This window comes from Pseudarthrobacter sp. NS4, assembly GCF_024758005.1.
GTDB lineage: Bacteria > Actinomycetota > Actinomycetes > Actinomycetales > Micrococcaceae > Arthrobacter.
This window is the reverse complement of sequence record NZ_CP103288.1, coordinates 2,978,902-2,991,767: the sequence shown is the minus strand read 5'-3', so window position 1 is coordinate 2,991,767 and position 12,866 is coordinate 2,978,902. Positions and strand designations below refer to the sequence as shown.

13 protein-coding genes are annotated in these 12,866 nt (G+C 64.6%); 12 read left to right on the top strand and 1 reads right to left on the bottom strand.

The window, feature by feature from the left end; translation table 11 throughout:
- Positions 1–245 precede the first annotated feature (245 nt).
- The 6 genes from guaB to NXY83_RS14060 all read left to right on the top strand — a co-directional run bounded on the left by guaB (position 246) and on the right by NXY83_RS14060 (position 5,464).
- Positions 246–1,757: an IMP dehydrogenase gene (guaB, locus tag NXY83_RS14085; protein WP_258802833.1), complete on the top strand. Its 1,512-nt coding sequence runs from the start codon at positions 246–248 to the stop codon at positions 1,755–1,757.
- A 418-nt stretch (positions 1,758–2,175) separates the two neighbouring features.
- Positions 2,176–2,412 (top strand): hypothetical protein, encoded by a 237-nt coding sequence (locus NXY83_RS14080; RefSeq protein ID WP_258802832.1) that lies wholly within the window; start codon positions 2,176–2,178, stop codon positions 2,410–2,412.
- On the top strand, positions 2,372–2,617 hold the full coding sequence (locus tag NXY83_RS14075) for a hypothetical protein (RefSeq protein ID WP_258802831.1): 246 nt from the start codon (positions 2,372–2,374) through the stop codon (positions 2,615–2,617). The genes NXY83_RS14080 and NXY83_RS14075 overlap by 41 nt, the downstream gene beginning before the upstream one ends.
- A gap of 84 nt (positions 2,618–2,701) precedes the next feature.
- Entirely contained in the window at positions 2,702–3,058 is a 357-nt protein-coding gene (locus NXY83_RS14070) for a hypothetical protein (RefSeq protein ID WP_258802830.1), read from the top strand.
- 100 nt (positions 3,059–3,158) lie between these two features.
- Positions 3,159–3,566 carry a hypothetical protein gene (locus tag NXY83_RS14065; RefSeq protein ID WP_258802829.1) on the top strand — a complete coding sequence of 136 codons (408 nt, stop codon included), beginning with the start codon at positions 3,159–3,161 and terminating at the stop codon, positions 3,564–3,566.
- 38 nt (positions 3,567–3,604) lie between these two features.
- A complete protein-coding gene (locus NXY83_RS14060; protein WP_258802827.1) occupies positions 3,605–5,464 on the top strand; it encodes an ABC transporter ATP-binding protein in 1,860 nt (619 codons plus the stop codon).
- 81 nt (positions 5,465–5,545) lie between these two features.
- Here NXY83_RS14060 and NXY83_RS14055 read toward each other — a convergent pair whose 3' ends face one another.
- Complete coding sequence (locus tag NXY83_RS14055) at positions 5,546–6,157, bottom strand: hypothetical protein (RefSeq protein WP_258802826.1); 612 nt, start codon at positions 6,155–6,157, stop codon at positions 5,546–5,548.
- A 50-nt stretch (positions 6,158–6,207) separates the two neighbouring features.
- On the opposite strand from NXY83_RS14055, the gene NXY83_RS14050 reads away from it, so the two are divergent.
- The 6 genes from NXY83_RS14050 to guaA all read left to right on the top strand — a co-directional run bounded on the left by NXY83_RS14050 (position 6,208) and on the right by guaA (position 12,799).
- Complete coding sequence (locus tag NXY83_RS14050; RefSeq protein ID WP_258802825.1) at positions 6,208–7,344, top strand: GuaB3 family IMP dehydrogenase-related protein; 1,137 nt, start codon at positions 6,208–6,210, stop codon at positions 7,342–7,344.
- Between the two features lie 109 nt (positions 7,345–7,453).
- Entirely contained in the window at positions 7,454–9,190 is a 1,737-nt protein-coding gene (locus NXY83_RS14045) for a glycerol-3-phosphate dehydrogenase/oxidase (RefSeq protein WP_258802824.1), read from the top strand.
- 39 nt (positions 9,191–9,229) lie between these two features.
- On the top strand, positions 9,230–9,718 hold the full coding sequence (locus tag NXY83_RS14040) for a PTS sugar transporter subunit IIA (RefSeq protein WP_258802823.1): 489 nt from the start codon (positions 9,230–9,232) through the stop codon (positions 9,716–9,718).
- 80 nt (positions 9,719–9,798) lie between these two features.
- Positions 9,799–10,632 (top strand): SURF1 family protein, encoded by an 834-nt coding sequence (locus NXY83_RS14035; protein ID WP_258802822.1) that lies wholly within the window; start codon positions 9,799–9,801, stop codon positions 10,630–10,632.
- A complete protein-coding gene (locus NXY83_RS14030; RefSeq protein ID WP_258802821.1) occupies positions 10,629–11,132 on the top strand; it encodes a DUF3817 domain-containing protein in 504 nt (167 codons plus the stop codon). The genes NXY83_RS14035 and NXY83_RS14030 overlap by 4 nt, the downstream gene beginning before the upstream one ends.
- 77 nt (positions 11,133–11,209) lie before the next feature.
- Entirely contained in the window at positions 11,210–12,799 is a 1,590-nt protein-coding gene (gene guaA, locus NXY83_RS14025) for a glutamine-hydrolyzing GMP synthase (protein ID WP_258802820.1), read from the top strand.
- Positions 12,800–12,866 lie beyond the last annotated feature (67 nt).

The following is a 12,866-nucleotide window of genomic DNA, read 5'->3' as shown; positions in this document are numbered from 1 at the left end:
CCATGCCCCAGGGTTCCCCGGCGGAACTTACGGGCATAGCGAGCGTGCGGTTGCTCACATTGCAGGCTTGGAATAGGGGGATCGGCGCAGAGGTTCTAATATTTACTCAACACTTTCTGCACCCGGAGCCGCCGCCTGACCTGGCGGTCCCTGACGATCATCTGCACAGGCCAGTTCCGTAATGACGGGCTGGTCATCGGCTGCAACCCCTGCCCGCCCCAGCAACCAAGGTAAGAGGCGCAATCATGACCGAGCCCGAACACAACCCCTTTGGCTTCATCGGCCTGACATACGACGACGTCCTGCTGCTGCCGGGACACACGGAAGTGATCCCGTCCGAAGCTGATACTTCCTCGCGGATTTCCAAGCGGATCACCGTGCAGACCCCGCTGCTTTCCGCCGCGATGGATACCGTGACCGAGTCCCGGATGGCCATCGCAATGGCCCGCCAGGGCGGCTTGGGCGTGGTGCACCGCAACCTGTCCATTGCCGACCAGGCTGACCAGGTGGACCGCGTCAAGCGCAGCGAATCGGGCATGATCACCAACCCGCTGACCATCCGTCCCGAAGCAACGCTGCTTGAGTTGGACAACCTGTGTGCCCAGTACCGGGTTTCCGGCCTGCCGGTGGTGGATGAGGACAACCGCCTCCTCGGTATCGTCACCAACCGCGACACCCGCTTCGTCCCGGAGTCCGACTTCCCGCTGCGGCTGGTCAGCGACGTGATGACCAAGATGCCGCTGGTCACCGGTCACGTGGGCATCAGCCGCGAGGAAGCCTCGCACAAGCTGGCCACCAACAAGATCGAAAAGCTTCCCCTCGTCGATGAGCAGGGCCGGCTTAAGGGCCTGATCACCACCAAGGACTTCACCAAGGCCGAGCAGTACCCGCTGGCCACGAAGGATGACGAGGGCCGGCTCCGTGTCGGCGCTGCGATCGGCTTCTTCGGGGATGGTTGGGAGCGGGCCATGGCACTTGTGGACGCCGGCGTTGACGCCCTGTTCGTGGACACCGCCAACGGCCACTCCCAGGGTGTGCTGGACATGATCCGCCGGCTCAAGTCGGACCCGGTGGCCGCGCACGTGGACATCATCGGCGGCCAGGCAGCCACACGGGAAGGTGCCCAGGCGCTGATCGACGCCGGCGCCGACGGCATCAAGGTGGGTGTCGGTCCCGGCTCCATCTGCACCACGCGCGTGGTGGCCGGTGTGGGCGTCCCGCAGATCACCGCGATCTATGAATCGGCCAAAGCGGCCATCCCGGCCGGCGTGCCGCTGATCGCCGACGGCGGGCTGCAGTACTCGGGTGACATCGGCAAGGCCCTGGTTGCCGGCGCCGACACGGTCATGCTCGGCTCCCTGCTGGCAGGCTGCGATGAGTCACCGGGCGAGCTGATCTTCGTCAACGGCAAGCAGTTCAAGTCCTACCGCGGCATGGGGTCACTCGGTGCCATGCAGTCCCGCGGCAAGAACACGTCCTACTCCAAGGACCGTTACTTCCAGGCCGACGTCTCCGGTGATGACAAGCTGATCCCCGAAGGCATCGAGGGCCGGGTGGCGTACCGCGGACCGCTGGCGTCCGTGGCTTACCAGCTGGTGGGCGGCCTGAGGCAAACGATGTTCTACACAGGTGCCCCCACCATCCCCGAGCTGAAGGCCCGTGGCAAGTTCGTCCGGATCACCCCGGCCGGGCTCAAGGAATCGCACCCGCACGACATCCAGATGACAGTCGAGGCGCCGAACTACGGATCCCGCTAAGACGCAAGCAGTCGGCCGGGATGGGCACTTCTGCCCATCCCGGCTTTTTCGCCTATAAAGTACATTTGATGGATAAATGAACTGGCGGGCTTGGGGGCGACGTGGCTGGCAATTTTCCCGGCGCCGATGTTGGCGGACTGAGGCAACTCGCGTCCACACTGCGTTCTGCAGGTCTAAGGCTGGATGGGCAGCGACAAACATTCGATGTCCGCATAGCTGGCACTTCCTGGCCCGGCCCGGACGCCGAGCGGTTCCGTCAGGACTGGAGCGCGGATCACAGCCGGTCCCTGGGAGCGGCAGCCTGTTCCTGAAGCAGGCTGCCGACGAACTGCTGAGGCAGGCAGATGAACAGGAAACAGCAAGTTCCGGATCCGGTGGTTCCGTTGCGGCCGGCTTGCGCGGGCGGGTTCGAACGCAGGTGCCCAGACCGGAGGACATCCAGGGCAAGTCCGCAGCCGAAGTCCGAACCTGGTGGCTGGGCCTGGCGGGATCCCAGCAGCACTTCCTCGAAGACCACCCCGGCGTGGCGGGAAACGCCAACGGCATACCGTTCGATGTCCGGACTGAAGCGAACCGGACCAACGCCCAGTACCGGATCGAATGGCTGAACGAGAATGATATCGCAGTCCATCGTGGAGCTAATCGGCACCTATGACAGGAACACGACTTCCGTGATCACCTATGTTCCCGGTACTACCACCAACGAGGCGTCGTTTTATGGCTGCGGCCTTCAGGAGTTGGCCAGGCGCTTGGTAACCTCGGACGAATCGGGCGGAACTGCGGCGTTCGTGTTCAAGGGTTCGGAGTTTCCGGATGGTGACCCTTATGAGGCATTCCTGGTGGAGGCCAAGAGCGATTAGTTTGTAGCCGGCTCAGCCCCCGTCCTTCAGGCCTTCCAGGACGCCGTGGACCTTGAGCGGCCGGCGGGTGCCCAATCAGTCGGTGTGGGCCACAGCTGGGGGGCGCGGAACCTCACAGGGGCGGAGCTTGAGGGAGCCCACTTTGACAAACTCATCGCTCTGTCGGGCGCTGCAATGCCTCCCGGCTGGGTGCCCGATCCCCACACCGCCTATTCCAGCTACACCTACCCAGATATCCTGCTGACCGCCGAAGCGAACGGGGTTGTTGGGGAGAACTACCCAATGAAGGAGCCGGCCTTTGAAAAGCACGTATACGAGCCGCCAGGGGGCTACCGATGGAGACAGTTCTACAGCATCGACAACCACACCCTCATCGCAACCACGGACCCCAGAAACGAAAAGCCCCTCGAAGACATCCGCGGGGAAATCCTTGGCAGGTAAGGCTGGCGGCCGGCGATGGACAACAACCTGGCGGATAGCCGGGGCAATAGCATTTACTGCGATGGCGGCCTCATGCGGGCAGACGGGAAACGGAAAAGACATGGACCTCAGGCTCGAATCAGCCAAATCCAGCGTTATGTCGGCAGAGCAGGAAATCTTGGCACTGCTGCCGGCCGACGCAATCCTGTCGACGTTCGCGCACGACACTTCAAGCCTCATGAGTTGCGACGGAGACCGGAAAAAATGGGTGGGCGACGCCGTGGCAGACCTGATGCCCGGAGTGGACCGCGATGCCTTCCTCGATGAAGTGGCTGCTGCAATGGACAGCCGGGCAGGGTGGAAAGTATCAGAGGACAAAACCCTGGACGGGGACCGGTCGCTCGGACTTCTGCATGAGGATGGCACCCATCTCATGGTTGCTTTCCAGGAAGCCCCGGAATCGCTCAGGATCGCCGGCTACAGTGGCTGTTTTGATTTCCCCGAGTATGAGTACGGTGAGGAATACTGACCCCGCTGCCCTCTGGGCTGCGGGTATTAGGCTGAAGCATGCCCGCACCACGCCATCCGGCTGAGCTAAGCCCTAAAAGGGAACCTCAGCGCCGCCTGGCCCTCCGGCCCTACGCCCGCGCTGTGGCCCAGGTCCTGCGGGTCAGCTTCCGTGCGTCCCCGGGCGCGGTGGTCATGAAGGTGCTCGGCTCGCTGATCTCGGCCGTGCTTCCTCTGGTCACCACTTACTTCGCGGCCCTCACCACCACCGCGCTGGCTGCTGCCTACTCAGGGGACGCCGGAGCCGGGCAGCAGGCCATCGTCTACGTCATCATCACCGCCGCCCTCGGCCTTTTCTGGGGCGCATTCAACAGCCTGGACCGGTACATCCAGCAGCTGATGAGCTTCAAGGTGGGCGCCATAGTGGGGGACCAGATGTATGAACGGTTCCTCGCCCTGGAGTTCTGGCGTTATGACGACAAGGAGACCGTGGACCTCTATGACCGCGCCAAACGGTTCTCCGATTCCTATGCCCGTGTGCTGGACCGCATCGCGGCGATCTTCACCCAGCTCGTTTCGGTGATCCTGGCCGTGGGCGCTCTGCTGCTGGTCAGCTGGTGGATCGCGGTGATCGTCCTGGTGGCCATCGTGCCCAGCGTCTACCTGCAGTTCAGGCTGTCCCGTGAGCAGATTGCGCACTGGAACACCCAGGTGGACTCCCGGCGCCAAAGGAGGATGATCGAAACCAACCTGCTCAGGCCGCAGCACATCGCCGAGATGCGGCTCTACGGAATCGTGGGCTTCCTGATGGATCTCCGGTCCCGGCTGCGCGACACTGACGAGCGCCGCCGTCTTGATTACCAGCGGCGGTACATTCCCAAACAGCTGGCGGCGGACGCCCTTCAGTACGGTGCAGAGGTGGTTTCGCTGATCTGGGTGGTGGGGCAGATCATTGCCCGGGCGCAGCCGGTGGGACAGTTCCTCTATGTCCAGCAGATAGTCAGCCGCGCCTTGTCCACCGCGAACAACCTGGTGTCATCGCTGAGTTCCATCGACGAGGACCTGGCGAACCTCAAGGACTACGAGCTGTTTATGGCCCTGCCGGTGCATGCCGGGCACGCACCTCCGCTGCTGGGCGCGCCAAAGGTGGTGGAGGTGAAGGACGTCCGTTTTACCTACACGGGCAGTGACATCGAGGTGATCCGTGGGATCAGCATGACAATCCGCGAAGGCCAGCACATCGCCATCGTGGGGGAGAACGGTGCCGGCAAATCCACGCTGATCAGGATCATGGCAGGCCTTTACCGCCCGGACTCAGGGCAGGTAATGCTCGACGGCGTGGATCTTGCCGCCGTCGACGTGACCTCCTGGCACAAGCACCTCGCGGTCCTGAGCCAGGAGTTCCTCAAGTACGAATTCGCCACAGCTGCCGAGAACATCTACTTCGGCGACGTCGATTCACCGAGGGACGACGCACGCATCCGAAGGGCCGCCGCAGATGCCGAGGCCCTGGACTTCATCAACAAACTGCCGAATGGGTTGGACAATCACGTCAGCAACTGGATGGAGGATCCCCGCGGCCGCAAGGGCAGCGGGCTCTCCGGCGGCCAGTGGCAGCGGCTTGCCATGGCCCGGAACTTCTACCGCGACGCCTCGTTCATGGTGATGGACGAACCAACCTCAGCCATTGACGCCCTGGCTGAGCACCGCATTTTCACCCGCCTCTTCGCCGACCGCAGCAGCACCATCATCGCCATCAGCCACCGGCTCGCAACCATTGAGAAGGCCGACGTCGTGTACATGCTGGAGGAGGGCCGGATCGTGGAGCAGGGCACGCACCGTGAGCTTGTGGCACTCCGCGGCCGCTACTTCCGGATGTTCGAGTCCCAGCTCACCGTGGAGGAAGCCGAGGGGCTCTGAGCTCAGCCCTGGTTTTTCCGTCCCGGCCAGTGGAAAAACGTATGCCATGGTGCCGTTCGTCGCGATGGGGACTTGTCCCTGTCAGGGCCGCCCCTCAAGAACCATAGTGCGGACGCGGGCGAGGCTGGGACGCGGAGGGACGCTGCTGAACCCAAACGTCACTGGGGGCAGGATGGGGGACAGGGTCCCGGCGTCGGCCCCTTGCCAGGTTACGACGGCGGAGGTGACGTGGTGCAGGTCGCTCAACCCGTAGTACTCCAGCCTTCCATTGCCGGCAGTGCCGAACGTGCGGGCGCCCGGGGCGGTCAGTGCCGCCAACGGGCTGACGGCGCCAAGCCAGCGCGGATGGACGGCCAAACGCCGCGGCACTGCCCGCAGTGCACTGCCCAGGAGAGTCCTGGCGCCCACTCCGGCCCGGATCGCCAGGGGACCGGCATCCACGGTGAGCTGTTGGGCATCCAGCGCCGCTGACACGTGCAAGACCTGGACCTCATCGAACCTGTAGGTCGAGGCGATAAAGTCGGCAGCTTCCTGGGTGGGCGCCAGCAGCAGCCGGTGTCCGGAAGGCTGTTGGAGCATAACGTCCGCGAAGGATCCGAAGGGGGAGTCCTGCCAGACTCCCACCACGGTGCGGAGCCCCGAGGACGTTCCGATTCCGGCGATGTGCCCGTCAAAGATCCACCGACTGCCCATCCGGCCACTGTAAGCGAAGGACACCGCAGCGGCTGGGATAACCTAGAGCAGTGACTTACGAGATCGAGATCGGCCGTGGCAAGCGTGGGCGTCGTGCCTACTCCCTGGATGACATTGCAATCGTCCCTAACCGTCGTACCCGCGACCCCAAGGACGTCTCCGTCTCCTGGCAGATCGATGCCTACCAGTTCAGCATGCCGGTCATCGCCGCCCCCATGGACTCCGCCATGTCGCCGGCAACAGCCATCGCCTTGGGCAAGCTCGGCGGCCTGGGTGTGCTGGACCTCGAAGGGCTCTGGACCCGGTACGAGGACCCTCAGCCCATCCTCGATGAAATCGGTGCGCTGGAGGATGAGACCAACAGCCCCTCCGTCACCGGCCGCATGCAGGAACTGTACAAGGCCCCCATCCAGCCCGACCTGATCACGTCCCGGCTCGCCGAGATGCGCCAAGCGGGCGTCACCGTTGCCGGTTCCCTCACCCCGCAGCGCACCCAGGAGCACTACAAGACGGTCCTCGCCGCCGGCGTCGACATCTTTGTCATCCGCGGCACCACAGTGTCAGCCGAGCACGTGTCCAAGGACCACGCGCCGCTGAACCTCAAACAGTTCATCTATGAGCTGGATGTTCCGGTGATTGTTGGCGGCGCAGCGGGATACACGCCGGCGCTGCACCTCATGCGCACCGGCGCCGCCGGCGTGCTGGTCGGCTTCGGCGGCGGCGCCACCACCACCACCCGACGCGCCCTGGGCATCCACTCGCCCATGGCGTCCGCGATTTCCGATGTCGCAGCCGCCCGTCGCGACTACATGGACGAGTCCGGCGGCCGGTACGTGCACGTGATCGCCGACGGCGGCATGGGCAGCTCAGGCGACATGGTGAAGGCGATCGCGATGGGCGCCGACGCCGTCATGCTGGGCAGCGCGCTGGCGCGCGCCGAGGAGGCGCCCGGCAAGGGCTGGCACTGGGGCCAGGAAGCCCACCACCTGGAACTCCCGCGCGGCGACCGGGCCAACGTCGGCACCGTCGGCCCGCTGGAGGAAGTTCTCTTCGGCCCCGGCCACCACACCAACGGGACGTCCAACCTCATCGGGGCCCTGCGCCGCTCGATGGCGACCACCGGCTATTCGGACCTGAAGGAATTCCAGCGGGTCGACGTCGTCGTATCCCCTTACTCAGGGAAGTGATGCCCCTCGGCTGGTCAGGGGCAGCATCCTCCCCTGGCCAGCCTGCCCAAGCATGCTCCAAGCAAGTAGTGTGGTTTTACTACCGGCACTAGAGGCACTGGAGGGTTCAATGAAGACTGTTCCTGCAAACGGGGCCCTTGGCCCGGCAGCCAGGGAAGCATCCATCCAGCGGCTGCGGGCCACATCGGAACCCGGCCAGGAACTGGACATCCTGATCGTCGGTGGCGGAATCGTGGGTACCGGAGCAGCCCTGGACGCGGTCACCCGCGGGCTGAACGTGGGGATTGTTGAAGCGAACGACTGGGCAGCCGGCACCTCCTCCCGGTCCTCCAAGCTCATCCACGGCGGCCTGCGCTACCTTGAAATGCTCGATTTCGGGCTGGTCAAGGAAGCCCTGCAGGAACGGGGACTGCTGCTCTCCGAGCTGGCGCCCCACCTGGCCCGTCCGGTGCCGTTCCTCTATCCGCTCACCAAGCCCTTCATCGAGCGGCCGTACGTAGGCGCAGGCATTGCGCTGTACGACATCCTGTCCGTCTCCAGCGGCCATAGCCGGGGCGTGCCCTTCCATAAGCATCTGACCAAGCGGGGCACCCTGCGGGCCGCCCCAAGCCTGAAGAACGATGCCTTCGTGGGATCCATCCGGTACTACGACGGCCAGGTGGACGACGCGAAGTACGTTGCCAACCTCGTCAGGACGGCCGCCTACTACGGTGCCCATGCTGTGAACCAGATGGCAGTGGTGGACTTCCTGCGCGAGGGTGAACGGGTGGTGGGGGCCAGGGTGGCTAACCATGAGGACGGGACCCAGTTCAAAATCCGCGCCAAGCAGGTTATCAACGCCACCGGGGTCTGGACCGATGAAACCCAGGCAATGGTCACAGAACGCGGCCAGCTGAAGGTCCGTGCTTCCAAGGGCATCCACCTGGTGGTGCCGCGGGACCGGTTCCAGTCAACTGTTGGGCTGATACTGCGCACCGAAAAGTCGGTGCTGTTCGTTATCCCGTGGGGCCGGCACTGGATCATTGGAACCACTGACACCGACTGGAGCCTGGACAAAGCCCACCCCGCTGCCTCCAGCAAGGACATCGACTACATCCTTGAGCACGTCAACCAGGTACTCAAACGCCCCCTGACCAGGGAAGACGTGGAGGGCGTATACGCCGGACTCCGGCCCCTGCTCGCCGGCGAAAACGACTCCACCGCCAAGTTGTCCCGCGAGCATGTGGTGGCACACCCCGTCCCCGGCCTCGTGGTGGTGGCAGGTGGAAAATGGACCACTTACCGGGTGATGGCCAAGGACGCCGTGGATGAAGCAACCCGGTCCATGGACGAGCGGGTGCCGCCCAGCTGCACCGAAACCATCCCGCTGCTCGGGGCCAGCGGGTTCAAGGCCGCCTGGAACCGGCGGAACCGCACCGCCGAGGAATCCGGTGTGCATGTGGCCCGGATCGAACACCTGCTCAACCGGTATGGGGCAATGACCCCCGAGCTGCTGGCCATCATCGAACAGGATCCGACCCTGGCAGAGCCGATTCCGGGCGCGGACGACTATCTCCAGGCCGAAGCCGTCTATGCCGCTTCCCATGAGGGCGCCCGGCACGTCCATGACGTCCTGACCAGGAGGACCCGGATTTCCATTGAGGCCTGGGACCGCGGTGTATCCGCGGTTCCCGTTGTCGCTAAACTGATGGGTGACGTCCTTGGCTGGAGCGACGCGCAGCGTGAAAATGAGGTCCGGCATTACATTGCACGCGTGGAAGCGGAACGCCTTAGCCAGCAACAGCCGGACGACGAATCCGCAGACGCCGCCCGCCTGGGCGTGGAAGACATCGTGCCCTTGCGCTGAGGGGCGGATGGCCAGCGCTGCTGACTGAAGGGATACGCCTTGGCGGAACCGCTCGACCCGTATGATGCTGAACTCACCACCCCCGGGATGGTGATCCTGGAACTGGAGGCATCGGACAAGACCGATGCCGCCACCCAACTGGCAGAACGGCTGTTCGCCGCCGGGCGTGTCTCGGACCTTGAAGGGTTCCTCAAGCACGTCAATGCGAGGGAGCACCAGCTGGCGACGGGTTTGCCGGGCGGGATCGGCCTGCCGCACGCCCGCAGCGAGTTCGTGACCCGGACGTCCATCGCGGTGGGCATCGCCAAGTACGGCCACGCGCTGGACTTCGGTGCGGCGGACGGACCGGCCACCGTCATCCTGTTGATTGCCACCCCGGCCAGCTCCTTTTCCGACCACCTTGAAGTCCTGGCAACCCTCGCCCGGTCACTGTCCAAGGAGTCCTTCCGCGAATCGCTGCGGCGTGCCTACGACGCCGAGGTCATCTCCGAACTCATCAATTCCAGCCTGGTGTTCTTCGATCACTAAGCCGGTGCCCCGTCGAGCCCAAGGCAAGGTGCAGGGCCGGCGTTTAGTTGTTCTACAGAAGTACGAAGTACGGTTAAGACGTGTGGAAAACAGCCCTTAAACCCCGATGGATCGCAGGCTTCGTCTTCGCGATTGCCATTTCCGGGGTCTTTGTGCTGCTCAGCCAGTGGCAGTTCGGGCGTTCCACCTCTCCCGAGGTACCGGTCAACCCCACCACCGAGCAGGTCCAGCCGCTGACGGAAACCCTTCAGCCGGGCGAATTCTTCCACGGTACCGACGCCGACCAGATGGTCAGTGCCCAAGGGACCTATGACCCGGCCAAGCAGGTCCTGGTCCCCGGGCGGCTGCACGACGGAAAGACCGGCTACTGGGTTGTCTCCGCCTTCGCCGTCAACGGGGCTCCGGCACTGAGTGGGGTCGCCTCCTCGCCCCAGACCTGGATCCCCGTGGCCCGCGGCTGGGTGGCCGAGCCCGGTGACGCGGCAGCACCGCCGTCGGGCCTTATCGAACTGACCGGGCGGCTCCTGCCGTCAGAGGCCCCGCTCCCAGGCAGGGCGCCCGCGCCGGGGGAGGCCACCGCCGTCTCCGTGGCGGAGCTGATCAACTACTGGGAGGTCAGCAGTTACCCGGGTTTCGTGGCGGCCACCGCCGAGATGGCTGGGGGAGTGGACGTCAGCGCCGCCGCGGTGCCGGGCGGGTTGCTTCCGCTGGGCATCGGCCCGCAGCCCCCCGCACAGCAGATCAACTGGCTCAACCTCTTCTACTCCCTTGAATGGGTGGTTTTCGCCGGCTTTGCCCTCTTCATCTGGTGGCGGCTGGTCAAGGACGACTACCACCGGGACCTCGAGGACAGCCTCGACGAAGATGACGATGCCACTACTCCTGAACAGAACCAGCAAAAGGTACAGCCATGATTGATCCGAAACCGGCCACTCCCGCGCAGGCCACCGGCAAGACGGCCGGCAAGAAGCGCCGCTTCGGCGGCACCGAGGCCCAGATCCGCTCAGCACTGAAGTTCTACAAGGTACTGGCCTACCTCACTGGCGCCATGTTGCTGCTGCTGTGCGCTGAACTGATTGCCCGGTACGGCTTCGGTCAGTACCTGTTCGCGGGCGGCACCAACGCGGTCACCGGCCAGCCCTTCGGCTTCGGTTTTGCCGACGCTGAACCGCGGGGCGTCCTCGGCGGAGTCAACCTGTCCGTGACGGTCCTCATCGTGCACGGCTGGATGTACGTGGTGTACCTGATCTCCAACTTCCGGTTGTGGGCGCTCATGCGCTGGCCGTTCCTCAAGCTGATCCTGCTGGCGCTGGGCGGGGTCGTCCCGTTCCTTTCCTTCATCGTGGAGAAGAAGTTCCACGCCGAGGTGGAGGCCGAGCTCGCAGCCAACCCGCAGGCGCCGCAGCGGTACTGACCCCGTCCTGAGTTCGCTCCGTCACAGCGAGGCTTCTCAAGGTGCGCCGGTGCAACGGCGCAAAGTAGGCTATTACGGTGACTACTCCCACTGCATCCCAGACTTCCCAGAAGCCGGTGCTGGTTGTTGACTACGGTGCCCAGTACGCGCAGCTGATTGCCCGCCGCGTCCGGGAAGCGAATGTGTATTCGGAAGTGGTTCCGCATACCTACTCCACCGAGCAGCTCCTGGCCAGGAACCCCGCCGCCATCATCCTTTCCGGCGGCCCGTCCAGTGTTTACGCGGACGGCGCCCCGAGCGTCGGTGCCGACCTCTTCGAAGCCGGTGTTCCCGTCTTTGGGATCTGCTACGGCTTCCAGGCGATGGCCAATGCCCTCGGCGGCAAGGTGGACAAGACCGGGCTGCGGGAGTACGGCTCCACCGAAACCACCATCCTCGGCGAGGGCCGTTCCGTCCTCGAGGGCATGCCCCAGCACCAGAAGACCTGGATGAGCCACGGTGACTCCGTCCACGAGGCGCCGGACGGCTTTGAGGTTCTTGCGACGACGGCCGGCGCCGAAGTGGCTGCCTTCGCCAATGAGGAAAAAGGCCTGTTCGGCGTGCAGTGGCACCCCGAGGTCAAGCACTCCGCCTACGGCCAGCAGGTCCTGGAGAACTTCCTCTTCAAGGGCGCCAGGATCGAACCCAACTGGACCACCGGCAACATCCTCGAAGAGCAGGTGGAGCGCATCCGCAAGCAGATCGGCGATGCCCGGGTGATCTGCGGCCTCTCCGGCGGCGTGGATTCCGCCGTCGCTGCCGCCCTTGTCCAGCGCGCCGTGGGCGAGCAGCTCACATGCGTGTTCGTTGACCACGGCCTGCTGCGCGAAGGTGAAGCGGAGCAGGTGGAGCGCGACTTTGTCGCTGCTACCGGCGTGAAGCTCTACGTCGCGAACGAGCAGGATCGCTTCCTGTCCGCCCTTGCCGGCGTCAGCGATCCGGAAACCAAACGCAAAATCATCGGCCGTGAATTCATCCGCGCCTTCGAGGAAGCGGAACTGGCCATCATCGCCGAGGCCGCCGCCCACGGCGAGAAGATCAAGTTCCTGGTCCAGGGAACGCTGTACCCGGACGTTGTCGAATCCGGCGGCGGCGAAGGTGCGGCGAACATCAAGAGCCACCACAACGTGGGCGGACTTCCCGAGGACCTCCAGTTTGAACTCGTGGAACCGTTGCGTGCCCTGTTCAAGGACGAGGTCCGCGCCGTCGGGGCCCAGCTTGGACTGCCTCAGGAAATCGTGGGGCGCCAGCCGTTCCCCGGCCCCGGCCTCGGCATCCGGATCGTCGGCGAAGTCACTAAGGAGCGCCTGGACCTGCTGCGCAAGGCAGACGCCATCGCGCGCGCCGAGCTCACTGCCGCCGGGCTGGACAACGAGGTGTGGCAGATGCCCGTAGTCCTGCTGGCTGACGTCCGCAGCGTCGGTGTGATGGGCGACGGCCGCACCTACGGCCACCCCATCGTCCTGCGTCCGGTCTCCTCCGAGGATGCCATGACGGCTGACTGGTCACGCCTCCCATACGAGCTCCTGGCCCGGATCTCGAACCGGATCACCAACGAGGTGGAAGGCGTCAACCGCGTGGTGCTGGATGTCACCAGCAAGCCGCCGGGAACCATCGAGTGGGAATAGCATCCTGAGTGGCCGGCCTCCGTCAAAGGAGGCCGGCCACTGCTGTTCCCGGGTGAAATCCTCCGCA

Bases quoted from the DNA above. Each gene is read 5' to 3' on its own strand.
- NXY83_RS14060 (WP_258802827.1), top strand. From the start codon at position 3,605: ATGCCCGCACCACGCCATCCGGCTGAGCTAAGCCCTAAAAGGGAACCT.
- guaB (WP_258802833.1), top strand. From the start codon at position 246: ATGACCGAGCCCGAACACAACCCCTTTGGCTTCATCGGCCTGACATAC.
- NXY83_RS14075 (WP_258802831.1), top strand. From the start codon at position 2,372: ATGATATCGCAGTCCATCGTGGAGCTAATCGGCACCTATGACAGGAAC.
- NXY83_RS14055 (WP_258802826.1), bottom strand. From the start codon at position 6,157: ATGGGCAGTCGGTGGATCTTTGACGGGCACATCGCCGGAATCGGAACG.
- NXY83_RS14065 (WP_258802829.1), top strand. From the start codon at position 3,159: ATGGACCTCAGGCTCGAATCAGCCAAATCCAGCGTTATGTCGGCAGAG.
- NXY83_RS14030 (WP_258802821.1), top strand. From the start codon at position 10,629: ATGATTGATCCGAAACCGGCCACTCCCGCGCAGGCCACCGGCAAGACG.
- NXY83_RS14045 (WP_258802824.1), top strand. From the start codon at position 7,454: ATGAAGACTGTTCCTGCAAACGGGGCCCTTGGCCCGGCAGCCAGGGAA.